Origin of the sequence: Bifidobacterium sp. M3-N-101 (genome assembly GCF_023656805.1) — a bacterium.
In the GTDB taxonomy this organism is placed as follows: Bacteria; Actinomycetota; Actinomycetes; order Actinomycetales; family Bifidobacteriaceae; genus Bifidobacterium; species Bifidobacterium breve.
Window position 1 is genome coordinate 1 of sequence record NZ_JAMOKQ010000011.1, and the last position, 23,470, is coordinate 23,470.

Here is a 23,470-nt window from a genome sequence, read left to right on the forward strand (position 1 = left end):
ACCGGGCCACACGGGAAAGGACGCCGGACGCCACCGGCAGGGCGAAGCGCGCCCACGACAGCCAACCGGAATCCCGACACGTCAACTCACCAAGGAGTTGACAAAAACATAGGAACACCCCCCTAATCTGCGTCGCAATACACAAAGAACCCCGACCACAATGGTCGGGGTTCTTGCTATCTCGTTGTCACTCTACGAGACTCTCGCTGCTAGCGGCAGGTCACTCGGTGACGGCCTTCTTCAGCAGGGAGCCGGCGGAGATGCGAACGCCGTAGGAAGCCGGAATGTTGATGGTCTCACCGGTGCGCGGGTTGCGGCCGGTGCGAGCAGCGCGCTTGACGCGCTCAGCGGAGAAGAGACCGGTGAGCTTCAGGCCTTCGCCGGACTTCATTGCCTCGACGAACACGTCCTGGAAAGCGTTGACGGCAGCTTCGGCCTGAGCCTTGGTCAGGTTGGACTTCTGGGCGATCTTGGAAACGAGATCAGACTTGTTGTATGCCATAAAGCATCCTTCTTGGTCAGGGGGCGGCATTTGTTGCTTTGCCCGTTCAATCAATGATAATAGCGCATGTGACTGCGAAAACCCGCATTTTATATAGGATTTATGTGTTTTTTTCGAGGGGAGGGCAAGGGCAAAAATCAGACGAGATTGTGCTTGTCCAGCCACTTCATGGCAGCTGCTCCGAGGGGGATTCTCAGCCAGTAGAACACCACACGATGCAGCAGTGTGGCAGACAATGCCACGCCCTGTGGCACGCCGACCGCCACGAATGCGAATGTCAATGCGGCTTCCACGCCGCCTAGGCCGCCGGGGGTGGGAACGGCGGAACCGAGTGCGTATGCCAGCATGAACACGAAAGTCGTCTCTATGGGGTTGGAAGCATGGCCAAAAGCCTGCAACGCCGACCAGAATGCCAAGCCGGTTGTCACGTTTTGGAACAATGCGCCCAGGCAGCTGATGGTCAGTTGACGAGGCTGGGAAAGTACGTCCAGCAACTGGTTGATATAGGTCTTGGCCAGAGGTACCAGACGGCGTGTCACCAGATGTCGTAGCGGAGGAATCATCATCGCCACGGAAATCACCACGACCACTGCTCCCAGCACAATGACCAGGGTATTGGTCGGAATCGAACCGGAGAACGTGCTACGCCCGGTGAACAGGCCAATCAGCACCAGCATGGAGAAGTAGACGGCGTAATACACCACCAGCGCCGCACTCATAATCGCAGTGGCCTGGGTGTTCCGATATCCCGATTTGCGCAGGAATTGCAGATTGACGAACGAGGGCCCCACGCCTGCAGGCATTGAGACAGTGGCGAATCCACCCGCCACCTGACTCATGAACACGCCCGTATTATCGCGCTTATCACGATCTATCAAGGACCCCAGCGAAATCGACGATCCAATCCATCCGCAAACACTGAAGAGCAGCGTGACCACCGCCATCAACGGGCTGGCGTTGGACAGCGCAGTGATAATTTCTTCGGGATTGAGCTGTGTGAACACCACCACTACGGCAACGATGACCAGCAGCATGGTCAGCATCGAGCGCCAGGAGAATCGGGCAAGCGTCGCCGGTTCGGTGGATTCCACAACGTCTTCATCGGCCATGGCGTTGATACGGCTTCTCAATGCTGTGAGCAGCTGCTTATCCCAAGTGTCCAGTGCGCGTGTGGGGGAGGGCACCGCGACTTTTTGGATGAATGGCACGAGGGAGGTCAGCGTGGCGTCGCCCCAAGTCTCCCGGGCCGCTTCAATCGTCGGCTCCACGCCGATCAGCGCAGCGAACAGTGTGAGCAGCTGCACCTTATCCAGTGCGGTGTTGGCCGAGGCGGAGGCGTTGTCGCCGTTGAGCCAACCGGCAATTACTGCGGTGCCGTCCTCGAGTCGGGCAAGCGTATCGGGGGTGATGCGGCGGTGCGTGTAACCTCTGCGATTCGCCACGGACAAGTAGCGCATATACGCCACGGCATCGGCCTTGGTCAGGGTATTGAGATTGGCGGGCATTTCGATGGTATGCGCATCCAGCACCAGAATGGCGGACTCATCGGTATCGGCGATGCCATATACGATCGGAGCCGGTAGATTGATGCTGTGTAATCCCAGCAGCATGGCGAAATGATGCTGGACGGCGTCTCGCACGGAACGGTCTCGGCGAATGGACACGCTGGTGAATCGGGCCCAGTCCCACAGCTGTTTGAGATAGCCGGCGGTATGCGTCTGCGCGTCTATGACGGAGACGATGAAACGGCGATTATCCGTGGTCTCGAGATCATAAATGCGCGATCCCTCGGTCAGATCGTCGTCCAATGTGGCGGCCAAGGATTTGCCCTTGCCGTCGTCCAACTCCTGATGGCGAATCAGCGATGCCGTATCCAGACCGATGCTGTGCAATGTGGCAACAAGCTCATCGCCCCACACGCCTTTGTTTTGCGTGCCGATAAGAAAACGGATAAGCATGCCCATCGCACGGCCGGCTGCCATGGAAACCAGCATGCCGGTTACGGAGTGCCAGGAGAGGACGACCATCACTGCGGCGGTGGCGTACAGAATATTCCATCCCCACTTGACCGTGGAGCGGGTTCGACGAGGGCCTGCCGCAGTCAGGAAAGCCGCCATGCCACCATAGATGCTGGGCAGCAGAGCCGACCCGAAGGAAGTGGCGGCAGAGACCAAAGCCAGTGCCAGCGTGTAATCATGCAATCCACTAATCAGTATGGATATGGCGGCCGCCACACCATAGCCGGCAAACATAGCCAAGGCAGAGACCGCGGCCTGCAGCCATTCCCGGGCTATCAGCAATTGCGCCAGCACGATTACCACGATGACGATGGTGGCTAGCTGGGTAAGTACGGTTGAGGGAAAATCAGCCAACCAATTAATGGCTGTGGCTGCGGTATGGGCGTCGGATTCGACGCCGCGGGTCATGCCGCCAAGGTATACGGCAAACACCATGACCACCGCTGCCATGAGCAACGACAGCCCGGCGCGGGTCAGATCGCCAAAATCGCGGGTGCGGCGTGGGGCGATGTCGTCGATATAGGGTCCAGAGCCTTTGCCGGAGCTATTCATGGAAGAGTCCGACTGTTCGACGGGATAATCGGCCGACCGGCCGTCGCCAGAGGCAATCGGCCGGTCGGAGGTGAAGGAAGATGCCTCGCTCGGGCGATCTTCCGTAGTGGACTGATCCTGTTCAGTGGTCATGAAATAGCTACCTGACGCCTGTCCTTGTTCGGTTCAGTTCGATGGTGTTGGAGTGTGCGGGGTGAGCCGGGCTCAGCGATCGAAGGCGACAAGCTGGCTGGCCACGCCGGTGTAGGTGGCGGGGGTCAGAGCCTTCAAACGAGCGGCGGTTTCCGGGTCGAAGGACTGCTGGTCGATGAACTGTTCGACCTGCTCCTTGTTGATGGTGTGACCGCGCATGAGCTCCTTGACTTTCTCGTACGGCTTGTCCATGCCCGGCAGACCCCTGAGCTCGCAAGCGCGCATAGCGGTCTGAATCGGCTCGCCAAGCACTTCCCAGTTGCCGTCAAGCTCACGCTCGATGACGTGGGTGTTCGGGTGGATGGATTCGAGGCCGCCCATAAGGTTGGTCAGGGCAAGCAGCGAGTAGCCGAGTGCGGAACCGATGTTGCGCTGGGTGGTCGAATCGGTCAGATCGCGCTGCCAACGGGATTCCACCAGCGTGGCTGAGAGGGTGTCGAGCAGCGAGCAGGAGATCTCGAAGTTGGCTTCGGCGTTCTCGAAACGAATCGGGTTGACCTTGTGCGGCATGGTGGAGGAGCCGGTGGCGCCCTTGACCGGCACCTGGGCGAACACGCCACGGGAGATGTACATCCACACGTCCACGCACAGGTTGTGCATGATGCGGTTGGCGTGGGAGACGGTGGAGTAGAGCTCGGCCTGCCAGTCGTGGCTTTCGATCTGCGTGGTCAGAGGGTTCCAGGTCAGTCCCATGCGGTTGGTGACGAACTCGCGGGAGACGGCGACCCAGTCGACATCCGGGCAGGCGGCCAGATGGGCACCGAACGTGCCGGTCGCACCATTGATCTTGCCCAGGTATTCCTGATTTTCGAGGTGCTTGAGCTGGCGGTTCAGACGGTAGACGTAGACGGCGAGCTCCTTGCCGAGCGTAGTCGGCGTTGCCGGTTGGCCGTGGGTGAGGGAGAGCAGCGGCATGTCCTTGAACTCTTCGGCCTTGCTGGCAAGGTGATCGATGATGCGCTCGAACTCAGGGGTCCACACGTTCTCCATGGCGTTCTTGACGCAACGGGCGATGGCGAGGTTGTTGATGTCTTCGGACGTGCAGGCGAAGTGCACGAGGGTCTTCAGCTCATCGTTGATGTTGGTCAGCTCGGTCGGAGCCTTGTCGATCTGGTCGTCGATGTAGTACTCCACAGCCTTCACATCGTGGTGGGTGATGGCCTCGTGAGCGGCGTGCTGCTTGATGCCCTCAGCGCCGAAATCCTCGGGAATGGCACGCAGGAAGGTCTGCTCGGCTTCGGTGAACGGTTTGACGCCGTCAACGATCGGCTGGTTGCCGTTGCCCTCGAAGCCGTTGGCCAGAAGAATCATCCATTCGACTTCGACACGCATACGTTCACGGTTGAGGGCGGGTTCGCTCATGTATTCAACGAGCGGAGCGGTGGCCTTGTGGTAGCGGCCGTCAAGCGGGGTCAATGCGATTGCGGGGGAAATATCGGTAAGCTTCATAACCTCCAAGGGTACTTCCAGCCGTGAACCGAGCGGCTATACTGTGGTGTGGCGTTCCCGCCCGAGCCGCGCAGGTCAAGGAACGCCCCCCGATCCGATTACTGTGTGCGGCCCTTAAGGCAAGGAGATTACCATGCCCGAAACCGTCAATATCCATACTCTTCCCAAACGTCCAGTCGCCGTATCGTCGCTGAAATGGCAGCCGTTGGACATTGCGGTCGGCGCTACGCTGGGCGCGGCCTGCGGCGTAATCTTCTGGGGCTTCAACTTTGCCTACATGCCGATCTCCTCGGTGTTCGGTGCGATTCTTCCCGGCTTTGCCAGCATCGTGCACGCCGTCTGGTACTTCTCCGGCACCCTGGCTGTGCTGATTCTGCGTAAGCCCGGTGCGGCATTGTACGTGAACCTTATCGGCACACTGGTCGAGACGGTGATCGGCAGCCAGTTCGATTTGGGCTTCGTCATCATTTCGGCGTTGCTGCAGGGCGTGTTTGCCGAGCTTCCATTTGCCGCGACGCGTTACCGCATGTTCAATCTGCCGATTTCCATTGCGTCCGGTGCGTTGGTCGCCTTGGAATACGGCATTTATCTCATGCTGTTCCGCTATGTGGGTGTGTCGTTCGTGAGCCCGCGCGGCATCGTGCACATGATTTCGGAAATCACCGGCGGCGTGCTGATCAGCGGCGTGATGGCCTGGTATCTGATGCTCGCCATCGCCAAAACCGGCGTGCTCGACCGTCTCGCCTCCGGCCGCGCGCTCATCGAGCGTCGCGCCTGACTGGGGGATTACTCCGCATGGAGGGCTTACCGTTCTCCATGGCCTGATGCCTGTGCCCGAGACATGCGACCTTGGTAATAGCGGGTCTCCTTGAGCTCCCCGTCGATAACGTGCTGGAAGTGCGCTTCGTGGCGTTGCACGGCGGGGGAGCCAAGGTCGGAGGCATTCCGGTAAGCGGCCTGATGGTACTTGAGCCAGTGGCTGATCTCACGGCCACCGGTGGGCTCGCCGGAAACCTGTGCCGCATCATATGGGGTATGGCCTGCGATGGATACGCTTCCCGGTGTGCAGAAGCCATCTGCATCAACAGTGCTTGGCGTAGGAGCCGGTGCAGGCGTGACATGACCGCTCACCGTCAGCCAATGGGCCTTGGCCGGATTGGCGGCACCATCCAACGCGGCTACCAGTTCGTCATCGATTTCCACGCTGGTTACCCAAGTTCGTTCCGGAATCGGATGGTTCGCTATCGGCGAGCCTGCGGTCACCACATGTTGGATGTTGTACTGATCCGCCCAATCCGAGGCGATGGCCGCCGCGGCGATTCCTCCTTGCGAATGACCGATAAGGGCCACCGGTTCATCCGATTTGATGCCGGCCTGCCGCATTGCTTCGGCGACCATCCGCGCGCTGTCCGCCTTCCTGCGGCGTAAGGCATATGCGCTCATCAGCTCTATGTTCTGTTCCCAACCAAACGGGGAATCGTCTTGCCCGTCGGTTCCGGGAATCGTAACGAGCCAGGCATTCGTCCCATCGGAGCGTTTGTATCGTTGAATCGCGATGGTGCCGTATTCCAAACCGCTGTCGAGCGATATTTTTCCGAGCCGCTCCTCCGCCAGTCGCCTCAGGTTCTCCATTGATTCGGCCACCGAGCTGCTTGCCTGAACGACTTCGGCGTCGGTGTGCACCTCCTGCACAGTGAGCTGGTTCCCTTGGAAGAGATCTTTGAGCGGCCCTGAGAATACTGCGATGGTGCCGGCGCCTTTATTGACCTCATTGGTGCTTAATATGCCCTGTCCCGGCCTCACAAAGCCGAGCATCGCACCAAAACCGCTTAATACTCCCTCCTGGAACGGATAGGTGGCCGTAGACATCCACACAGGGTTCGGTTTGCCATCAATGGCCCATCCGGCCAGAAAACCACCGGCGGCTACGGCTCCCAAGCCGAGCAGCGCGTATTGAGGGTACCGCTGGGTGGCGGCCTGCAACGTTTCACTGAACACCCGTCTAGCAACCAGCTCGGCATCGGAATACAGCGAATGCGCGCGAATCAGCAGCTGTGCGGTGCTGGCAAGATCTTGACTGAACTGCCGGCACATCGCCGCATGTTCAGTGCACCGTGCTCCCACAGACGCATATGGCAGCGAGGTGTGAGCGTAGGCTATCGAAGGGTTCCCTGGTGATAGTGCGGGGCACATCGGCGCGCTGGAACGGTGTGCCTGTAATTGCAAGGCTCCCGCATCCCACGAAGCAGCACACGCTTCGAGTGCGGCGGCTTCGCTCTCCAGTGATTTGGCGATAGCCGCGTATTCCTTGCGTGTGGCTGGCGCGTAGCCGGCTCCACCGTAAATGCTGGCTTCCACCTGCCAGTAATGGTTTCCGTTCGTCATGCCGACCCCCAAACCAATCGGTGGGTAGCCTCCATGTCGTCAGCCAACAGTGCGGCTTTGGACCGAAATTCGTCCAGGCGGGAGCGGAATTCCTCAGACGCCGGTCCGGCCCACGCGATGTCTTTCGAGCAGACGATAGCGGCCGCAGTGCGATCTATCGTTGCGATGGTGGAGGCTCGTTGCGTCGCAACGAGGTCACGGCTGCGTTGCACTGCCGCATGGCAGGGGCAGACTCCGTAATTGAACGGTGCCGCCGAATTGCCGGCGACACCTGCTGGTGTTGGATTGATACCGGGTATGTTCATATACCCAGCTAAAAGGATTGGAGACGCCCATGTCCAGCCGAAACGACTTATGTGGTTCCAGCTTGCCGAAAGCAGTCAGTTATCCACAATCACCATGAATGATATGGATGGCGCACCCATCACCCATTACCACGGTTTGGAAGCGCCGCTGCCCGCGTTCTGTTCCGCTTTCTGATTGGAAGTATCGGTATTCGCCTGCGTGTCGGTGGACTGCTGGTTGGCCTTCATCAGCTCCTCCACCTGCTTTTTCTGCTCATCGGTCAGATTCCCGCTCTTGGTGGCGTTGCCGTTCGATGTGCTTGAGCTTTGTGCATCGGTGCTGTTCTGGGCATCCGTACCGTTGCGCTGTGCCTCGACCTGTTGCAAGGTGATCTTCGTCAGCTGTGCGGAGGCTGCGGCATTGGCATCGATGGCATCTTTGATCTGCGGCAGCAGCACCGCGCGCATGCTGTTGGCCTCGGCGAATTGGGCATCGGTCTGCTGTTGTTGGGCGTTGAGCGTATCCATGTCGGTGGACTCGTCCTGAGCGGCCTTGATATTGGCCTTCAGCGATGCGGTGGCTCGGTTGAACGTAACGGTGGCAGACAGGTTAGCCCCGGCCACACCGGCAATCAGTACCAGCACCGCAGCGGCGATGGCCAATGCGATGCGCGCGCCAAAGGGGAGTCGGGCGTTTCGAGAAGTCTTGCCTGTGCTCATAGCAGTCTCCTTGATGTGGCGATCCACGCGCCGAATTCCCACGCCAACAGCACTGCCAGTGCGATTGCCAGCGGCCAGACCACTGCAGTGGTGCGAGTGCGTTTTTTGGTGGTGACAGTGGTTCGCCATTGCTTTGAGGCCTTGGCGGACACCTGATCAGCCAAGGCCGATGAAGCATTCACGGGCACGTAGGTGCCGCTGATTTCGTCGGCGATGTCCTTGAGGTTCTGCTCGTCCATTTTGGAGATGCCGGCTTCACCGGTATCCGGATCGGTGACCCACTGGTCGGCGGCATTCGCGTCGGTGGCGCTCACGCCATCAGCGATGACCGGAATCTTCCCGCCTTCCGTCGAGCCCACGCCGACGGTGAATCCGTCATTGAGATATTGGCGCAGCGAGGAGAAGGTGCGGCGGGTGACGTTGGAGGTCTGCTCTCCATCAGTGATGAGATACAGCACGATTGCATCGTCCGGGTGGGCTTCACGGATTGATTTGGCGGTGAGCAGCAACTGGTCGATAGGCGCATCAAGGCTGGATCCGGCGGAGACGGAGGTGGCCTCGACAGCCAGAGTGTCCGCCCAATTGTTGATGGCCGGAGTATCTGGCGTAAGCGGTACGTCCAAGGTGCCCGAGGCACCGAATCGCAGGGCAGCGAAACTGGCGTTCGGATAGGCTGACGTGATGTCGTGCACAGCCTTTCGCGCGGCGTCGATACGCGTAATGGCTTCGGTGGAGCCGTATGTGGCATCTTCCACCGCCATCGAGCCGGTGGTATCGACGGCCACAATCACATCAGTGGCATTGATGGCTCGGGATGTGGTCGGTGTCACCACGCTGGGGGTCAGCAGCATTATTGCCGCAATCACGAGCATCAATGTGCGGCGAATGGTGGCGCCAATGGTCTCGTCGCTGGAGGCTTTGCGACGGCGGCGAACGAAAAGCACGATTTCGACCACGGCCAGCACCAATGCGATGGCTGCCAAAGCGCCGCCAACAGGCCATCCCAAGGCGGGGGAGAAGGTGAATCCGTTCATCGTCTCAGCCTCCAGGTGCATGCAATCCAGATAATAAGAATCACGGCCAGCGCCAGCACCCACAGTCCGGGGGCGTCCGTCATGGATGCCTTCGACTGGTTGTCGGACTCGGTGTCTCTGCGCGACTGAATATCACGTACCAATTCATTGACGGACGCGCCATCCGATTGGGTGAGGAACACACCGCCATGAGCTTCGATAGCGGATTTCATGTCGGCGGTGGTCTGATCGGACTCGCTGGTTTTCGGGCCGGAGTACAGGCCATCGACGGTAATCATGGTCTGCTCGGTCAGGTCCAGTGCCTCGGTGAGGGAATACGTTTCCTGCCCGGAGACGATATTGTCGGTGGCCAGCACGATGGAAGCCGCGCGTTGGCGCTTGGCGTTCGTTTCATTGGCGGCACCATAGGCGAAGCCGGGCAACATGGCCGCGCAGGAGACCACGCCATCGCCGATAAGCGAGGTGGCGTCCTTACGGTTCTGCGTGCCTTCCAGCCAGTCCGCGATTTTCTGATATTGGGCGTCTGACATCTTGTCGATGTCGTCCTGTGTCTGCACGCCCTTGAGCGCCTTGCTGGCTGCGGTCAGCTGCTCGGTGACCAGTTCGTAGTCGTCAGTAAGGGGGAACACCGTACGTGACGTGGAATTGAAGATGCTCATGCCGATGCGCTCACCCTCAAAATGCTTCACCAATTCCAGATAGGTGTCGATGACTTCGCGGTCGTAGGGCAGTGTGGAACCGGAGACATCCAGGCACAGCACGATGTCGCGGCTGGAGGCGCGTTCATCGCTGGAATCGACTTGGGAGGGGCGTGCCACCAACGCGATGGCCAGCACCAGCGCGATCACCAAGAGAACGACTGCCAGTCGTCCCAATGCCCGCCATTGGCGGAACAGACGTGACGCATGCTCGGTGTTGAGATCATCGTCCAGCGAAAATACTGCCTCGTCCGCGGGCTTGACTCGACGGGAGAATGCGACGAACAACAGGATGATCGCTGCGGCGATCAGAACGCCGGCAAGAGCGGCCCAAGGCCATTGCCATGACAACATTATGATCGCCACCTTTCCACCAGATTCGAGACCCAGCCGGCAGCTTCCTTCACGGTAACGCTCTTGGCCAGCGTGTTCAACGAAGGATCGGCAAATTCAGGTGGGTACAGGGCTTCGATGGTGTGACGCAACGTATCCAGACCTTGACGATTCGCCGGTGTGCGCGGCAGACGCATCAAATCGGCGAGTGTGCTGGCCTCCAGTCGTTTGCCGCTGGAAGCACCTGCGAAATCACGGGCGATAAGAGCCAGCTCCACAAACGCGTCTTCACGATTGAGCGTTCCGGATTCATAACGGCTCAGTACGTCGTTGATGCGGGCATGCCATGTGGCCTTTGGTCCCGCCTCATTATGTGCGCCCCTTGGCTGCGTGGCTTTTGCGGAGTTTCGCCTTGGGCGGGACATCACTATGACCGTAATCACCAATACCATGGCCAATACCAGGCACACCGCCACGAGGGCGGTTAATGGTCCCGCCAAAGTCAAAGCGTCAACCGTCTGCAGATTGCTGGGGTCAACGGCGAGAATAACGGTATTGCTCATCGGTTACCTGCCAACATCAGGTCGGGGGCGGAACCAAGCTGGTTGCGCGTGGTCCTTGTCAGTGCGCGGGAGACCAATGTGACAAAGCGATCGAACATGGCCTCGCTGGAAGTGGCACGAATCATGTGAGAGCCAGCACGGGTCAGTTCCTGCTCCAACGCTGCGGCCATGTATTCACGATGAGTGGAAACCTCATTGGCGCTTTTCCGGGACCGCAGGAATGCCGGCACACGGCGGCCGGTCGTGCCATCCAGAGGAGCACGATGACCGTGAGATACCGGCAAAAACGGGTTTAAGGTGGCCACATCGATTAGCACCACCGGATGCGTTCGGGCAATGCGACGGAATTGTATGATGTGTCGTTCGGCCATCGCATGCTCGTCGGTGGCCAACACGATGAGGGCTTCGTGGTCTTTGATGCGGCGTGCATATTCCAGCAATGCATCGATATTGCGCCCATGGTTCCAGTTGCGGCGCAATGCGGTATCCAACGTGCGTTCAAACTGCGCGAATCCGCCATTGAATGGAATGCGCGTGATGCTTGACTCGTCGCCGAACACCAGAGAGATGTCATCGGCGCGTCGCATCGACAGCGCGGCGAACATGCGCAACGCATTGGCGGCCACCTCGTATGCCTGTTCTCCGGAAGGGCATATGCCGGTCATCTCACGGCCCACATCCATGAGCAGCCAGACACGGGAGGTAGACAGACGTTCGCGCTGCACCACCATAGGGCGACCCTGACGAGCACTGGTCTTCCAGTCGATCAGACGAGACTCGTCGCCCGGCTCATAGGCGCGCATATCCATCACGTCACCCCCGCCGCCACGGCGGCCGGATGCGTGTTCGCCCTCCAACACACCCAATGCCTTCCTTACGGTAGGCAAACTCATCTGGGTGCCAAGGGCCTCTATCTTCTTACGGACGGAAGCGGAACTCACGGAACGGGAACCGTTTCGACGATCTTGTCTACGATCTGATCGCTGACCACACCATCAGCCAATGCCTCGAAGGTGAGCATGATACGGTGGCGCAGCACTTCGTGGGCAAAGGCCTTGATGTCTTCCGGCACCACGTAGTCACGGCCAGACAACAATGCCTTGGCCTGACCGATGCGAATCAAAGCGATGGTGGCACGCGGGGAGGCACCCAGACGAACCAGGGACGACAATCCCTTGATCGGCCTGGAACCGGCCCCTCGTGAGGTGGCGGCGATATCGACTGCATAACGCATGATGGCGTCGGAGACATGCACGCGGCGTGCGGCCGTACGCAGGAAGTCCACGTCGGCAACGGTGATGCGCTCGCCGGTGATGCTGTCCGGTCCGATCATGTCGGAACCGCGGCGGGTGAGCATGGCCAGCATGCGCGCTTCCTGATCCGCAGTGGGATAGGTCATGACGGCCTTCATCATAAAGCGGTCCATCTGGGCTTCGGGCAGGTTGAACGTGCCTTCTTCCTCGATGGGGTTCTCGGTGGCGATGACCATGAACGGCTTGGGCAGGGCTATGCGCTGGCCGCCAATAGTGGTCGTGCCTTCCGCCATCGCCTCAAGCATGGCGGATTGGGTCTTGGCGTTGGAGCGGTTGATTTCGTCCAACAGCACAAAATTGGCGTGAATGGGGCCGATCTGTGTGGTGAATTTCTGCGAGGCAAAATCGAATACCTGAGTGCCCACCAGATCGGAAGGCATAAGATCCGGCGTGCACTGTACGCGCTTGAACGAGCCGGATACGCATGTGGCAAGCGTCTGTGCCGCGGTGGTCTTAGCCAGGCCGGGCACGGATTCGATAAGAATATGGCCGCCCGCCACCAGCGTCACGATCAACGACTCACGAAGATTGTCTTGTCCGACCAGCGTTTGGGCAAAGCGTGCGCGGATGCTGTCTGCCAAGGCGCGTGCGCGCTTGGCATCATCGGCGCCGAGCGGCGCCGCCGCGCTGGGCGTAGGAACGGCTGCTGGACGCGCGGCGGCCGGCTTCGGAGGCATGTTCGGTTGCGTAGGGAACAAAGTCATGCCCACCACTCTAACGGCTCACGCTGACGGCGGAGGGATTACAGACTCCAATCCACGGGCTCGGCACCCATGTTGATAAGGGCCTGATTAGCTCGAGAGAAAGGTTTGGAGCCGAAGAAACCTCGGGATGCGGAAAGCGGGCTCGGATGAGGTGACTTAATAATAAAGGCGTTGGTGAGCAGCGGTTCCAGACTCTGCGCGTTGCGTCCCCATAGAATAGCCACCAAGGGCTTCGGTTTGCCGTTGCCGTCCACGCGTGCGTTTAATGCTCGGATAGCGGCTTCGGTGACTTCTTCCCAGCCTTTGCCCTGATGGGAGTTGGGGCGTCCGACTCCCACGGTCAAGCACCTGTTCAGCAACATGACCCCGCGCTCGGTCCATGCTGTCAGGTCTCCGTTCGGGGGCATCGGCACGCCTAGATCGTCGACCAGTTCCTTATAGATATTAATCAGGCTCTTCGGCAGTGGTCGTACCTCCGGTGCCACGCAGAAGCTCAGTCCCACCGGATGCCCGGGAGTGGGGTAGGGGTCTTGGCCCACGATCAGTACCTTGATCGAATCAAACGGAATGGTAAAGGCCCTGAGAATATTGTGGCTGGCCGGCAGCCAGGGTCTGCCTGCGGCGTTCTCCTCCCGGAGAAAATCGCCCATGCGGTGGATGGCCGGCTCAACATCGGCCAGTGCGTTTGCCCATCCGGGCTCTACCAGTTCTCTCAATGGTTTGATCATGGTTCATTACTGTAGTCAAACGTGCATATACGGTGCATGGGGTTGTGGCGAGGTGGCTCATTTCCCGTGTGGCGGTTACACTCGTGGGTAGTTTGTGTATAAAGGAGGGCGGCTTTATGGCGCGCGACAAGGTGACCTACGAATCGTACGAGCAGGACGTCTTCGATAATCCCCCCAAGGGGCCGGTGGGCGTCCACCGCGGTTCCCGTTCGGTTATTTCGCGTATCGCACCGTTCGTCATCGTGATTCTCGTAGCGGCGCTGTGCGGTTTCGGTGCATGGGCCTGGGTTACCGGAGAGTACAAGAACATCCTGAATTTGAATACTTCCTCGCAGACCGCTCAGACTTCCAATACAGAAAAGAAGGACTCGTCCGACGCCAAGTCCGATTCCGCCGACTCTTCTGATACCAAGTCCGAGAATACTGATTCCTCGAATGCTCAATCCGATTCCGCCGCTACCGATAATGCCGATCAGAGCGCCCAGCAGGATCAGGCCGCAGCAACTGTGAACAAGGCCACCCAAGTGCGGGTGATTAATGCCACCGGTATCAGCGGATACGCGGGCCGGAAGGCCGATGTGTTGCAGACCGCTGGTTATACCAGCGTGGAAGCCGCGAATCCGACCGGATCGGTGCCGACCTCCACCGTGGTGTGGTACCAGAATGAAGCGGACAAGGCCACCGCCGAAGATGTGGCTTCGACACTTGGCATCAGTGCCGTTGAACAGGTTCAGGGGCTTGCCGCTCCCATCACCGTCGTGCTGCTGAACTAGGCATTCACAGTACCTTTTTCTCCGTGGCCACCATCAGTAATGTGATGGTGGCCCCTTTCATAGGAGAAACTTGAGCAAATAGTTACTGTTTCGGTTTGTATTGTTCCCTCGTCACGGTACAATCGTGCACTAGTCGCGAGGTAGGGGGAGCGCGATGCGGTTCTTTCTACGTTCCCTATAGGTTTGTGTCGCGACGCCTAAGGGAACGAAGGAAAGGTCAGATATGGCACAAGGCACCGTGAAGTTCTTCCTTGCCAAGAAGGGGTTCGGGTTCATCCAGCCGGACGACGGCGGCGAGGATGTTTTCGTGCACTACGCGAAATCAAGGACGACGGCAGCACCAATAAATTCAAGATGCTGTACGAGGGTGATCGCGTGGAGTATACGCCCGCCCCGTCCGGCAAGGGCACGCAGGCGAAGGAAGTCGTCAAGCTGTCCTCCGGTGAAGCCCGCTCTGAATGAGCAAGCGCGCAAGGAAACGCGTACTTCAAGGCCCTGACCGTTGTAATGGTCGGGGCTTTTTCATGCCCAAAGCGCAATCGCCGATAGTCATGTTGGCACTCGGCAAGGGCGAGTGCTAATGTCTCAGTTAGCACTCGGAGGTCGAGAGTGATAACCGGCAGCTGACGGCTGGTTGCCACGGATCGGCGCTTGCGAGTGATAACTGGTATACCTAGCCATTTGGAGGAACAACACAACCATGGCAAAGATCATTTCTTATGATGAGGAAGCCCGTCAGGGCATGCTGGAGGGCCTCGACAAGCTCGCCAACACCGTCAAGGTCACCCTGGGTCCGAAGGGCCGCAATGTCGTGCTCGACAAGACCTACGGCGCTCCGACCATCACCAACGATGGCGTGTCCATTGCCAAGGAAATCGACCTTGAGGATCCGTACGAGCGCATCGGCGCCGAGCTGGTCAAGGAAGTCGCCAAGAAGACCGACGACGTCGCCGGCGACGGTACCACCACCGCAACCGTGCTCGCCCAGTCCCTGGTTCACGAGGGTCTGAAGAACGTGGTCGCCGGTTCCAACCCGATCGCGCTGCGTCGCGGCATTGAGAAGGCCACCGAGGTCATCGTCAAGGAGCTCGTCGTTGCTGCCAAGGACGTTGAGACCAAGGACCAGATTGCTGCTACCGCCACCATCTCCGCTGCTGACCCCGAGGTCGGCGAGAAGATCGCTGAGGCTCTGGACAAGGTCGGCCAGGATGGCGTTGTGACCGTTGAAGATAACAACCGCTTCGGTCTGGACCTCGACTTCACCGAGGGCATGCGTTTCGACAAGGGCTACATTGCCCCGTACTTCGTCACCAACGCTGACGACCAGACCGCCGTGCTCGAGGATCCGTACATTCTGCTGACCTCCGGCAAGGTCTCCTCCCAGCAGGACATCGTGCACGTGGCCGAGCTGGTCATGAAGACCGGCAAGCCGCTGCTGATCATCGCTGAGGATGTTGACGGCGAGGCTCTGCCGACCCTGATTCTGAACAACATTCGTGGTACCTTCAAGTCCTGCGCTGTCAAGGCTCCGGGCTTCGGTGACCGCCGCAAGGCCATGCTGCAGGATATGGCCATCCTGACCGGTGCTCAGGTCGTCTCCGATGAGCTGGGCCTGAAGCTCGAATCCGTCGACACCTCCGTGCTCGGCCACGCCAAGAAGGTCATCGTCTCCAAGGACGAGACCACCATTGTTCAGGGCGCTGGCTCCAAGGAAGACATCGACGCTCGCGTGGCTCAGATCCGCGCCGAGATTGAGAACACCGACTCCGATTACGACCGTGAGAAGCTGCAGGAGCGTCTGGCCAAGCTGGCCGGCGGCGTGGCTGTCATCAAGGTCGGCGCTGCCACCGAGGTCGAGGCCAAGGAGCGCAAGCACCGCATCGAAGATGCCGTGCGTAACGCCAAGGCCGCCATTGAGGAAGGCCTGCTGCCCGGCGGTGGCGTGGCCCTCGTTCAGGCTGCTGCCAAGGCCGAGAAGGCTGAGGCCGTCACCTCCCTGACCGGCGAAGAGGCTACCGGTGCCGCCATCGTGTTCCGCGCCATCGAAGCCCCGATCAAGCAGATTGCCGAGAACGCTGGCGTGTCCGGCGACGTGGTGATCAACAAGGTTCGTTCTCTGCCCGATGGCGAAGGCTTCAACGCCGCCACCGACACCTACGAGGACCTGCTGGCCGCCGGTGTGACTGACCCGGTCAAGGTGACCCGTTCCGCTCTGCAGAACGCCGCCTCCATTGCTGGTCTGTTCCTGACCACCGAGGCCGTCGTCGCCAACAAGCCGGAGCCGAAGGCCGCTGCCCCGGCCGCCGGTGCCGACATGGGCTACTGATTCGCACGCGACTAGTTGCTAGCTGACAAAGAAGGGGAACTCCTACAAGGAGTTCCCCTTCTTGCTATCTTGTGCGCACTAGCCCCCGATGGCGGGGGCTGTCAGCGCAGCTGACTGGGGGCGGTCATATGAAGCATGCGTAGAGGATCATCCCCACCCGCTTCGCGGGCCTATGAGGACGCTTAGCCTGCAAACAAACGGGATGCCTGTGTCTCCGCGTCTGCATAGACGTTGGAGGCTTGGGCCAGCGCACGTTGAATGGACTCCAAGGAAGCCTCCATTTGTTGCTGCGCCGCTCGCCATTGAGTCGCCACTGTGGTGAATTGGGTGGCCGCCGAACCTCGCCATACGTTCTGCAGGGCGTTGAGATTGGTATACATACCGACCACGGCTTGCCTGATTTGTGCAATCGAGCTGTTCACCGCGGCCGAAGAGGCTTGGATTTGTTCTGAATCCACTTGATATTGGGGCATTGTTGCTCCTTTCCTAAAACAATGAGCGCTGATATGACGACCGTTATTGCCAATACCGGCCGCTAAGGTGGAGAATATGACAGATTTGCATTGGACAGATGGAAAAACGACCATTGTGGTTCCAGCTTCGGTACGGGGCCGTTTTTCCGGAAGCGCAGAGGCCTTCCAACGGCTTGTTTGCGCCATTGCCGTGGTTGTTGCGACTGTATTGGGATCGATGTGGATAACTGCGGACGCGTATGCGGATGATTCCAGCAGCACGGGTACCGACGCGAATAGCAGCGTGACCATAACCGACAACATCACCGATACGGAGAATCTGCTCGGCTCACATGCCACCGAGGTCTCGGATGCCATAGCCAAGACGGAGAAGGAAACCGGCGTGCATGTGCACCTGCTGTATCTGTCCAGCTTTAACAGTGAGCAGACACCGCAGAAATGGGCGAGTACGGTGCTGGAGTCCACTAAGCCGAAGGCAAACACCGTGTTGCTCGCCGTCGCCGCCAACGATGGCAATCTCGTGGTGGCGGTATCCTCCAATTCCGACGAATGGCTCAAGCAACAGAAAACCGTCGATGCACTATCCGAAGCCGCGCAGCAGCAGCTGATGGAAAGCACACCGAATTGGTCCGGGGCAGCCACGGCGATGATGGACCAGATCGCCAAATCCAAGAAGACCTCCACCTCATCCTCCACGGTGACGATTGGCGTGATCACCATGGGCGTGGCTCTGGCCGCCTTGGTCATCATCATTGTGGTGATGGTGATAGTTCGCCGTCGCCGTGAAGTCAAGAAGGATTCCGAAGCCGAAATCGAGCAGGCTTCCGAAGACGGGCAGGAATCTGCGGACGAACTCCAAGAGGACATTCAGGAAACGTCCAGTGAAGTAGACCAATCTGGAGTACGTGAGTAAGCCTATTGAAGCATCGATTGTTGTTGTTGATGACGAACCTTCCATCCGCGAACTGCTCGTCGCTTCGCTGCATTTTGCCGGATTCGAGGTGAACACCGCGGCCTCCGGTTCTGAAGCCATCGAAGTCATCGAAAAGGTACAGCCCGACCTCATCGTGCTGGATGTAATGCTGCCTGACATTGACGGCTTCACCGTAACCCGTCGCATCCGTCAGGAGGGCATCGACGCACCCGTACTGTTTCTGACCGCACGCGATGACACGCAGGACAAGATCATGGGCCTTACCGTTGGCGGCGACGACTACGTGACCAAGCCATTCAGCCTCGAGGAGGTTGTGGCCCGTATCCGCGCGATTCTGCGTCGCACCCGCGAACAGGTTGAGGATGATCCGATTATTCGTGTGGCCGACTTGGAGATTAACGAGGACTCGCATGATGTATCGCGAGCCGGGCAGCCCATCGATTTAAGCCCCACGGAATACAAGTTGCTGCGCTACCTGATGGACAATGAAGGCCGCGTGCTGTCCAAGGCGCAGATCCTAGACCATGTCTGGCAGTACGACTGGGGCGGTGACGCCGCAATCGTCGAATCGTATATCTCGTATCTGCGCAAGAAGGTCGATGGCATCGAGGTCGACGATGGCGAAGGCGGCAAGCGCAAGGTGACGCCGCTGATCGAGACCAAACGCGGCATCGGTTATATGATTCGCGAACCGAAGAACTAATCCAGCCATCATGAGTGAGCCCGATAAGTCGCCACGGCCCAATATGCCTGCGTCCGCCCCGGAGGTGGTCGCACGCATGAAAGAACATCACAATCGCAAGAAGAACATGTTCTTCGGTCATTTTGACCGTATCTCCCTGAGCAGCAAGCTTGTGGCCTGCACCATTGCCGTGCTGCTGATCGGGGTGTCAGTGATTTCCTTCTCCATCCGCGCGTTGGTGAGCAACTATATGTTGAGCAAAACCGACAACCAGCTCAAATCGCAGAGCCAGATGGTGTTCGAGAATATCGTGACGCTTGCCAAAAACGACAATGCCGGGCCAAACTCGTACTTTCTGCAGATTCAATACACCGACGGCACGTTGGATAATGAGGGTAACCCGCTGGTGGTCACGCCGCTGATGCCTCAGCTGCAGGACGGCATCGTCTCCGTGCCGGTGCTGCCCACCGACGGCGATACCTCAGACATCACGTTCGGTCAGCCATTCACCACGCAGGCTGTGGTCAAGCAGGTTGTCCAGATACAGAACAATTCTTCGGATTCCAACAATACGACCAAGCCGCAGACCGATCCGAACACGCAAGACGACGCGGGCAACGATGCCGGCAATTCGGGTTCCAAGAACGCTCCGAACTCCTCGAATTCCGTCACCACGATACTGTCCAATCCTTCCTCCAATGCCAATCATGCTGCGGTGAGTACCGCGCGTTCGCCGTGGCGCATTCTGCCGATGACGTTCACGGAGAACGGCAAGGAGAGGGCCGTGGTGTATATCGGCCTGTCCTTGTCCGATCAGATCGACATCGTCAGCACGCTTTCCCGTTACTGCGTCGTGGTCGGCATTGCCGTGGTGCTGCTTGGTGGTTCTCTGGCCACATTGATCATCCAGCACACGATGACCCCGCTGAAGCGCATGGAAAAAACCGCCGCGAAGATTGCCGCCGGTGATTTGAGCCAGCGTATTCCTTCCGCTCCCGAGAACACGGAAGTCGGCTCTCTGGCCGCTTCGTTGAACACGATGCTGACTCGAATAGAGCTCAGCTTCCACGAGCAGGAAGAGACCACCGACAAGATGAAGCGGTTCGTCTCCGACGCCAGTCACGAGCTGCGCACGCCGCTTGCCGCCATCCATGGTTATGCGGAACTGTATAAGATGCAACGCGATATGCCTGGGGCGTTGGATCGTGCCGATGAATCCATCGAACACATCGAACGTTCCAGTCAGCGTATGACCGTGCTTGTCGAAGATTTGCTGTCTCTGGCCCGGCTTGATGAGGGCCGTGGCATCGATGTGACCGGCACGGTGAAACTCTCCTCGCTAGTTACCGATGCCGTTGATGATTTGCACGCCCTCGATCCGGACCGTGCCATCGGCCGTATGCTGATTGGGCTTGAGCCCGCCCGTGACCTGAACCATCCGGCGTCGTTGAGCCTTACTGAGGGTGACTGGCCGACCATCACCCTGCCTGGTGATGCCTCGCGTTTGCGTCAGGTGGTGACCAATATCGTGGGCAATATTCACCGATACACGCCGATTGATTCATCCGCGGAGATTGCTCTTGGCGTGATGCCGGCGGCTATTGACCCGAAGCAGCTTTCCGGTTTACCGGCTACCGACGCGTCAATGCGCCGCTTCGTAGAGGCCGCCGAAGTAGGCGCATCGATGAGCACTGGGTACCGGTATGCCGTGCTCCGATTTGTGGATCATGGACCTGGCGTGCCGGACGAATCCCGACCAAAGATATTCGAACGATTCTATACGGCTGACCCATCGCGTGCCCGTGAAAAGGGAGGCACCGGTCTGGGCATGGCCATCGCGCAGTCCGTGGTCAAGGCCCATCATGGCTTTATCTGTGCCACGGCCACCGATGGGGGAGGCCTGACCTTCACCGTGGTGCTGCCCATCGAGCAGATGCCCGCCGCCCAATCCGCACAGACCGCAGGCAAAACCAAGGAAGCCAAGCAGAAGTCCTCGTGGTTCGGCGGTGAGCGTAAATCGTGAGACGACTCAGCCTCATGATGTGTGGTCAAGACCTGTGAGGTACACTATTCCTTCAGTTCATTATTACTGTTGAGGATTGAAGGAAGGTTCGCAATGCCCACCGGTCGAGTTCGTTGGTTTGACGCAGCCAAAGGATATGGCTTCATCACCAGTGAGGAAGGCAAGGACGTGTTCCTGCCGGCTCAGGCCCTGCCTACTGGCGTCAATACGCTGCGCAAAGGGGCCAAGGTGGAGTATTCCGTGGTGGACGGTCGGCGTGGCCCGCAGGCCATGGATGTGAAGCTGATCGCCTCCAGCCCCAGCTTGGTCAAGGCCACTCGTCCTAAGGCGGATGATATGGCCGCCATCTGCGAGGACCTCATCAAGATGCTCGACGCTGCCGGCAACACGTTGCGTCGCCATCGCTACCCTTCCGCCGCCGAAAGCAAGAAGCTGGCCACGCTGCTGCGTGCCGTGGCGGATCAATTCGACGTGCAGGACTGATGTGACCCATGACTGACACCATCGAAACCGCCGTGACACCGGATCCTCATGCCATTGCACGGGCCGTGCTGCTTGAAGTGGCCGACGAGCCTGATCAGGTGGGTGACTTTGTCGTCGCCAATGAGCTTGAAGATCATGTCACCGATTTTCGTTTCGTCGCGAACATTCGCGGATACGAGGGATGGCAGTGGTCGGTAACGCTGTATCACGATGAGGAATTGGATTCGTGGACGGTGAACGAGTCCTCCCTGATTCCGGCCGAAGACGCGTTGATGCCGCCCAAGTGGATTCCGTGGAAAGACCGTCTTGAGCCCACCGACCTGTCTCCCACCGATTCCATCGGCACCAATCCGGATGACGAGCGTATCGAAGATGGCGAGGTCCAGGAATCATCCCTGCAGGATGTCAATGACGCAGTGGAGGTGTTTCGTCTCACCCGTCGCCATGTATTGAGCTCGTTGGGCCGCGCACAGGCTGCCAAGCGCTGGTACGAAGGTCCTCGTGGGCCAAAGGCGCTGAGCACCAAGACGGCCGAAGGCAATCTGTGTTCCACCTGTGGCTTCTTCGTGCCGCTTAAGGGCGAGCTCGACCGTTTGTTCGGCGTATGCGCGAACAAGTGGAGCCCGGATGATGGCCGTGTGGTCTCGCTGGACCATGGCTGCGGCGAGCATTCCGAGATTGAACCTCCGGAGCCAAGCCGTCTGTGGGTGCAGGCCAATCTCGCTTTTGATGACCTGCACATCGATGTGGTGGCCCACCGGCCTCGCAAGCAGGAGCCTGCAGAACTTGATGATGAGGCGGATGAAAGCGACAAGCCTGAGGCGGATGACGAGCAGCTGATCTCCACCGAAAGCCCCGCCCCCGACACGGACGAAGCCACCGAAGAGGACATCCTTGAAAACACCGTTGATGATGGCGAGGACGAGGATGATGTTGACGACGAACCGGAGACCGCGGACACCGCTGAAGAAGTGACTCCCGGACTTGAAGCCGTGGTGGATTTGATCGAAAAACTCCGTCAGACTAAGTCCGATTCGGAAGAGGATGACGAGAAGTAAGTCGACTGCAATCAGCTGTGGGGGTCTTACCTGCTTTGCCAGCGCAAGGAATTCTCGAAATAAGCCTTTTGTACGAGAATTCTTTGCACTGAGCAACTGTCAGTGCAAAGAATTCTCGAGATGATTTTTTGGATAACCGCTGGTTGGTCGATTAGTGCACGACGGTGACGTTGCACTCGGCAAAGTTCACAATCTGGCGAGACACTGAACCTAGGAAATGAGCATCGAGACCGGAGAGGCCACGTGAACCCACTACCAGATGACGGGCATACCGAGAAGCCGCAATCAGACCCTTGGATGCAGGAATGTGGAAAGCGTTCGTGCTGACTTTGATTCCTTCAGGGATGTCAACCTCGGACATCATCTTGGCAAGTATTGCTTCTGCGCGCTGCTGCCCGGCTTCAACCGGTGCCACGGCATTTTCATAGCCCGGGATAACGCCCAGATCGCGCAACTGCCAGCAGAACATCACATTCAGAGGCGCGCCATGCAGCTGTGCGTCATCGAGGGCAAACTCGAAAGCACGGCGTGAAGCTTGTGATCCATCCACGCCCACCACCACTGGGCGGTTGTGCTCTTCGATAGCCGGTTTGGGCTGGGCGAAATGCACGGTCTGGTCGTCCGGCGTCAGCGCGTTGGCGATGGCATCGGTCACCGTTTCGTCCTCACTGTCGGAGACGCGCACCACCGTGACCGGGACCTCGGCCGTTTCCGCCAGCGATGCGGACAGCGATCCCATGAACCAGCGTGCCACACGGCCTAAGGATCGGCGTCCGACCACAATCTGCTGGGAATCCTTGCCGATCTGCAGCAAAGCGGTGGTGCCAGTGGCCTTGACCGAGGTGAGCTTCAGATTCGCGGGATCAAAATCAATGCCGGCTGCGGCCTTCTCCACCCACGACTTCAGCTCGTTGGCGATGTCGTGACGAACCTTGGCCCAGGCTTCATCGCTGTCCGGTTCGGAACCCATATCCCACGAATGGGTCCAGCCGAACACGGCATTGACATGCTGTCCGGTCAGTGAGGCCTCCTTCAGCGCCCATTTCAATGCGGCAAAGGACTCGTCGGAGCCATCCACACCAACAACGATGTCGGCCTTGGTTGTTGTTTCGCTCATGGTGAGCCTCCCTTCCATCGATCACAGGATGAATCTATGCACCAGCATATCGTTTTTCTTCTCCTCTCACGGCGCAATTCATGGAATCCAGCGAATAAACGTCACTGTGAATCGGTAGAGTAAAAC

21 protein-coding genes and 1 pseudogene are annotated in these 23,470 nt (G+C 58.9%); 9 read left to right on the forward strand and 13 right to left on the reverse strand.

Annotation, left to right across the window (positions count from 1 at the left end; all coding sequences use genetic code 11):
- Positions 1-220: 220 nt before the first annotated feature.
- The 3 genes from NBH12_RS09265 to purB form a co-directional block, all read right to left on the reverse strand.
- The gene (locus NBH12_RS09265; protein ID WP_003830278.1) at positions 221-502 is read right to left on the reverse strand and encodes an HU family DNA-binding protein; all 282 of its coding nucleotides are present in this window, start codon (positions 500-502) and stop codon (positions 221-223) included.
- Between the two features lie 137 nt (positions 503-639).
- Positions 640-3,204: a lysylphosphatidylglycerol synthase transmembrane domain-containing protein gene (locus tag NBH12_RS09270; RefSeq protein WP_025301337.1), complete on the reverse strand. Its 2,565-nt coding sequence runs from the start codon at positions 3,202-3,204 to the stop codon at positions 640-642.
- Positions 3,205-3,276: 72 nt separating this feature from the next.
- Positions 3,277-4,713 carry an adenylosuccinate lyase gene (gene purB / locus NBH12_RS09275; protein WP_003830280.1) on the reverse strand — a complete coding sequence of 479 codons (1,437 nt, stop codon included), beginning with the start codon at positions 4,711-4,713 and terminating at the stop codon, positions 3,277-3,279.
- A gap of 133 nt (positions 4,714-4,846) precedes the next feature.
- Here purB and NBH12_RS09280 point away from each other — a divergent pair, with 133 nt between their 5' ends.
- Positions 4,847-5,491, forward strand: a complete 645-nt coding sequence (locus NBH12_RS09280) for an ECF transporter S component (protein ID WP_003830281.1) — start codon at positions 4,847-4,849, stop codon at positions 5,489-5,491.
- Positions 5,492-5,517: 26 nt separating this feature from the next.
- Here NBH12_RS09280 and NBH12_RS09285 read toward each other — a convergent pair whose 3' ends face one another.
- From NBH12_RS09285 to NBH12_RS09320, 8 genes are all read right to left on the reverse strand, one after another.
- Complete coding sequence (locus NBH12_RS09285) at positions 5,518-7,098, reverse strand: alpha/beta fold hydrolase (protein ID WP_003830282.1); 1,581 nt, start codon at positions 7,096-7,098, stop codon at positions 5,518-5,520.
- A gap of 431 nt (positions 7,099-7,529) precedes the next feature.
- Entirely contained in the window at positions 7,530-8,102 is a 573-nt protein-coding gene (locus NBH12_RS09290) for a DUF6466 family protein (protein ID WP_016462454.1), read from the reverse strand.
- A complete protein-coding gene (locus tag NBH12_RS09295) occupies positions 8,099-9,136 on the reverse strand; it encodes a vWA domain-containing protein (protein WP_025263118.1) in 1,038 nt (345 codons plus the stop codon). The genes NBH12_RS09290 and NBH12_RS09295 overlap by 4 nt, the downstream gene beginning before the upstream one ends.
- The gene (locus NBH12_RS09300) at positions 9,133-10,191 is read right to left on the reverse strand and encodes a vWA domain-containing protein (RefSeq protein WP_003830286.1); all 1,059 of its coding nucleotides are present in this window, start codon (positions 10,189-10,191) and stop codon (positions 9,133-9,135) included. Before NBH12_RS09300 ends, NBH12_RS09295 begins: the two co-directional genes overlap by 4 nt.
- On the reverse strand, positions 10,188-10,730 hold the full coding sequence (locus NBH12_RS09305; protein ID WP_025301334.1) for a hypothetical protein: 543 nt from the start codon (positions 10,728-10,730) through the stop codon (positions 10,188-10,190). The genes NBH12_RS09300 and NBH12_RS09305 overlap by 4 nt, the downstream gene beginning before the upstream one ends.
- Positions 10,727-11,671, reverse strand: coding sequence for a DUF58 domain-containing protein (locus NBH12_RS09310; protein ID WP_025301333.1), 945 nt, complete (start codon positions 11,669-11,671; stop codon positions 10,727-10,729). Before NBH12_RS09310 ends, NBH12_RS09305 begins: the two co-directional genes overlap by 4 nt.
- Positions 11,668-12,747 (reverse strand): AAA family ATPase, encoded by a 1,080-nt coding sequence (locus tag NBH12_RS09315; RefSeq protein ID WP_015439036.1) that lies wholly within the window; start codon positions 12,745-12,747, stop codon positions 11,668-11,670. The genes NBH12_RS09310 and NBH12_RS09315 overlap by 4 nt, the downstream gene beginning before the upstream one ends.
- 38 nt (positions 12,748-12,785) lie before the next feature.
- Complete coding sequence (locus NBH12_RS09320) at positions 12,786-13,475, reverse strand: uracil-DNA glycosylase (protein WP_025301332.1); 690 nt, start codon at positions 13,473-13,475, stop codon at positions 12,786-12,788.
- A gap of 116 nt (positions 13,476-13,591) precedes the next feature.
- Here NBH12_RS09320 and NBH12_RS09325 point away from each other — a divergent pair, with 116 nt between their 5' ends.
- The 3 genes and pseudogenes from NBH12_RS09325 (at position 13,592) to groL (ending at position 16,574) form a co-directional block, all read left to right on the forward strand.
- Positions 13,592-14,248 carry a LytR C-terminal domain-containing protein gene (locus NBH12_RS09325; protein WP_014483537.1) on the forward strand — a complete coding sequence of 219 codons (657 nt, stop codon included), beginning with the start codon at positions 13,592-13,594 and terminating at the stop codon, positions 14,246-14,248.
- A 223-nt stretch (positions 14,249-14,471) separates the two neighbouring features.
- Positions 14,472-14,528 (forward strand): annotated as a pseudogene (locus NBH12_RS11175) (cold-shock protein); the annotation flags it as partial.
- A 420-nt stretch (positions 14,529-14,948) separates the two neighbouring features.
- Positions 14,949-16,574: a chaperonin GroEL gene (groL, locus tag NBH12_RS09335; RefSeq protein WP_003830293.1), complete on the forward strand. Its 1,626-nt coding sequence runs from the start codon at positions 14,949-14,951 to the stop codon at positions 16,572-16,574.
- 182 nt (positions 16,575-16,756) lie between these two features.
- Here groL and NBH12_RS09340 read toward each other — a convergent pair whose 3' ends face one another.
- On the reverse strand, positions 16,757-17,047 hold the full coding sequence (locus NBH12_RS09340; RefSeq protein ID WP_015439033.1) for a WXG100 family type VII secretion target: 291 nt from the start codon (positions 17,045-17,047) through the stop codon (positions 16,757-16,759).
- 217 nt (positions 17,048-17,264) lie between these two features.
- Between NBH12_RS09340 and NBH12_RS09345 the strand changes: the two genes are divergently transcribed.
- From NBH12_RS09345 to NBH12_RS09365, 5 genes are all read left to right on the forward strand, one after another.
- Positions 17,265-17,960 (forward strand): TPM domain-containing protein, encoded by a 696-nt coding sequence (locus tag NBH12_RS09345; protein ID WP_025301331.1) that lies wholly within the window; start codon positions 17,265-17,267, stop codon positions 17,958-17,960.
- Positions 17,953-18,684 (forward strand): response regulator transcription factor, encoded by a 732-nt coding sequence (locus tag NBH12_RS09350; protein ID WP_003830296.1) that lies wholly within the window; start codon positions 17,953-17,955, stop codon positions 18,682-18,684. Before NBH12_RS09345 ends, NBH12_RS09350 begins: the two co-directional genes overlap by 8 nt.
- A 43-nt stretch (positions 18,685-18,727) precedes the next feature.
- Positions 18,728-20,686 (forward strand): sensor histidine kinase, encoded by a 1,959-nt coding sequence (locus tag NBH12_RS09355; protein WP_370538970.1) that lies wholly within the window; start codon positions 18,728-18,730, stop codon positions 20,684-20,686.
- A gap of 93 nt (positions 20,687-20,779) precedes the next feature.
- Complete coding sequence (locus NBH12_RS09360; RefSeq protein WP_003830298.1) at positions 20,780-21,169, forward strand: cold-shock protein; 390 nt, start codon at positions 20,780-20,782, stop codon at positions 21,167-21,169.
- Between the two features lie 8 nt (positions 21,170-21,177).
- Positions 21,178-22,227: a DUF3027 domain-containing protein gene (locus tag NBH12_RS09365; protein ID WP_019728159.1), complete on the forward strand. Its 1,050-nt coding sequence runs from the start codon at positions 21,178-21,180 to the stop codon at positions 22,225-22,227.
- Between the two features lie 151 nt (positions 22,228-22,378).
- Here the strand turns inward: NBH12_RS09365 and NBH12_RS09370 are convergent, their stop codons facing one another.
- Complete coding sequence (locus tag NBH12_RS09370; protein ID WP_019728158.1) at positions 22,379-23,344, reverse strand: universal stress protein; 966 nt, start codon at positions 23,342-23,344, stop codon at positions 22,379-22,381.
- Between the last annotated feature and the right edge of the window lie 126 nt (positions 23,345-23,470).

What these genes read in the sequence shown, in the direction of transcription:
- NBH12_RS09355 (WP_370538970.1), top strand. Translation starts at nt 18,728, where the DNA reads ATGCCTGCGTCCGCCCCGGAGGTGGTCGCACGCATGAAAGAACATCAC.
- NBH12_RS09325 (WP_014483537.1), top strand. Translation starts at nt 13,592, where the DNA reads ATGGCGCGCGACAAGGTGACCTACGAATCGTACGAGCAGGACGTCTTC.
- NBH12_RS09280 (WP_003830281.1), top strand. Translation starts at nt 4,847, where the DNA reads ATGCCCGAAACCGTCAATATCCATACTCTTCCCAAACGTCCAGTCGCC.
- NBH12_RS09340 (WP_015439033.1), bottom strand. Translation starts at nt 17,047, where the DNA reads ATGCCCCAATATCAAGTGGATTCAGAACAAATCCAAGCCTCTTCGGCC.
- NBH12_RS09290 (WP_016462454.1), bottom strand. Translation starts at nt 8,102, where the DNA reads ATGAGCACAGGCAAGACTTCTCGAAACGCCCGACTCCCCTTTGGCGCG.
- NBH12_RS09370 (WP_019728158.1), bottom strand. Translation starts at nt 23,344, where the DNA reads ATGAGCGAAACAACAACCAAGGCCGACATCGTTGTTGGTGTGGATGGC.
- NBH12_RS09315 (WP_015439036.1), bottom strand. Translation starts at nt 12,747, where the DNA reads ATGACTTTGTTCCCTACGCAACCGAACATGCCTCCGAAGCCGGCCGCC.
- NBH12_RS09270 (WP_025301337.1), bottom strand. Translation starts at nt 3,204, where the DNA reads ATGACCACTGAACAGGATCAGTCCACTACGGAAGATCGCCCGAGCGAG.
- NBH12_RS09345 (WP_025301331.1), top strand. Translation starts at nt 17,265, where the DNA reads ATGTGGATAACTGCGGACGCGTATGCGGATGATTCCAGCAGCACGGGT.
- NBH12_RS09360 (WP_003830298.1), top strand. Translation starts at nt 20,780, where the DNA reads ATGCCCACCGGTCGAGTTCGTTGGTTTGACGCAGCCAAAGGATATGGC.
- NBH12_RS09265 (WP_003830278.1), bottom strand. Translation starts at nt 502, where the DNA reads ATGGCATACAACAAGTCTGATCTCGTTTCCAAGATCGCCCAGAAGTCC.
- groL (WP_003830293.1), top strand. Translation starts at nt 14,949, where the DNA reads ATGGCAAAGATCATTTCTTATGATGAGGAAGCCCGTCAGGGCATGCTG.
- NBH12_RS09295 (WP_025263118.1), bottom strand. Translation starts at nt 9,136, where the DNA reads ATGAACGGATTCACCTTCTCCCCCGCCTTGGGATGGCCTGTTGGCGGC.
- NBH12_RS09305 (WP_025301334.1), bottom strand. Translation starts at nt 10,730, where the DNA reads ATGAGCAATACCGTTATTCTCGCCGTTGACCCCAGCAATCTGCAGACG.
- purB (WP_003830280.1), bottom strand. Translation starts at nt 4,713, where the DNA reads ATGAAGCTTACCGATATTTCCCCCGCAATCGCATTGACCCCGCTTGAC.
- NBH12_RS09285 (WP_003830282.1), bottom strand. Translation starts at nt 7,098, where the DNA reads ATGACGAACGGAAACCATTACTGGCAGGTGGAAGCCAGCATTTACGGT.
- NBH12_RS09320 (WP_025301332.1), bottom strand. Translation starts at nt 13,475, where the DNA reads ATGATCAAACCATTGAGAGAACTGGTAGAGCCCGGATGGGCAAACGCA.
- NBH12_RS09365 (WP_019728159.1), top strand. Translation starts at nt 21,178, where the DNA reads ATGACTGACACCATCGAAACCGCCGTGACACCGGATCCTCATGCCATT.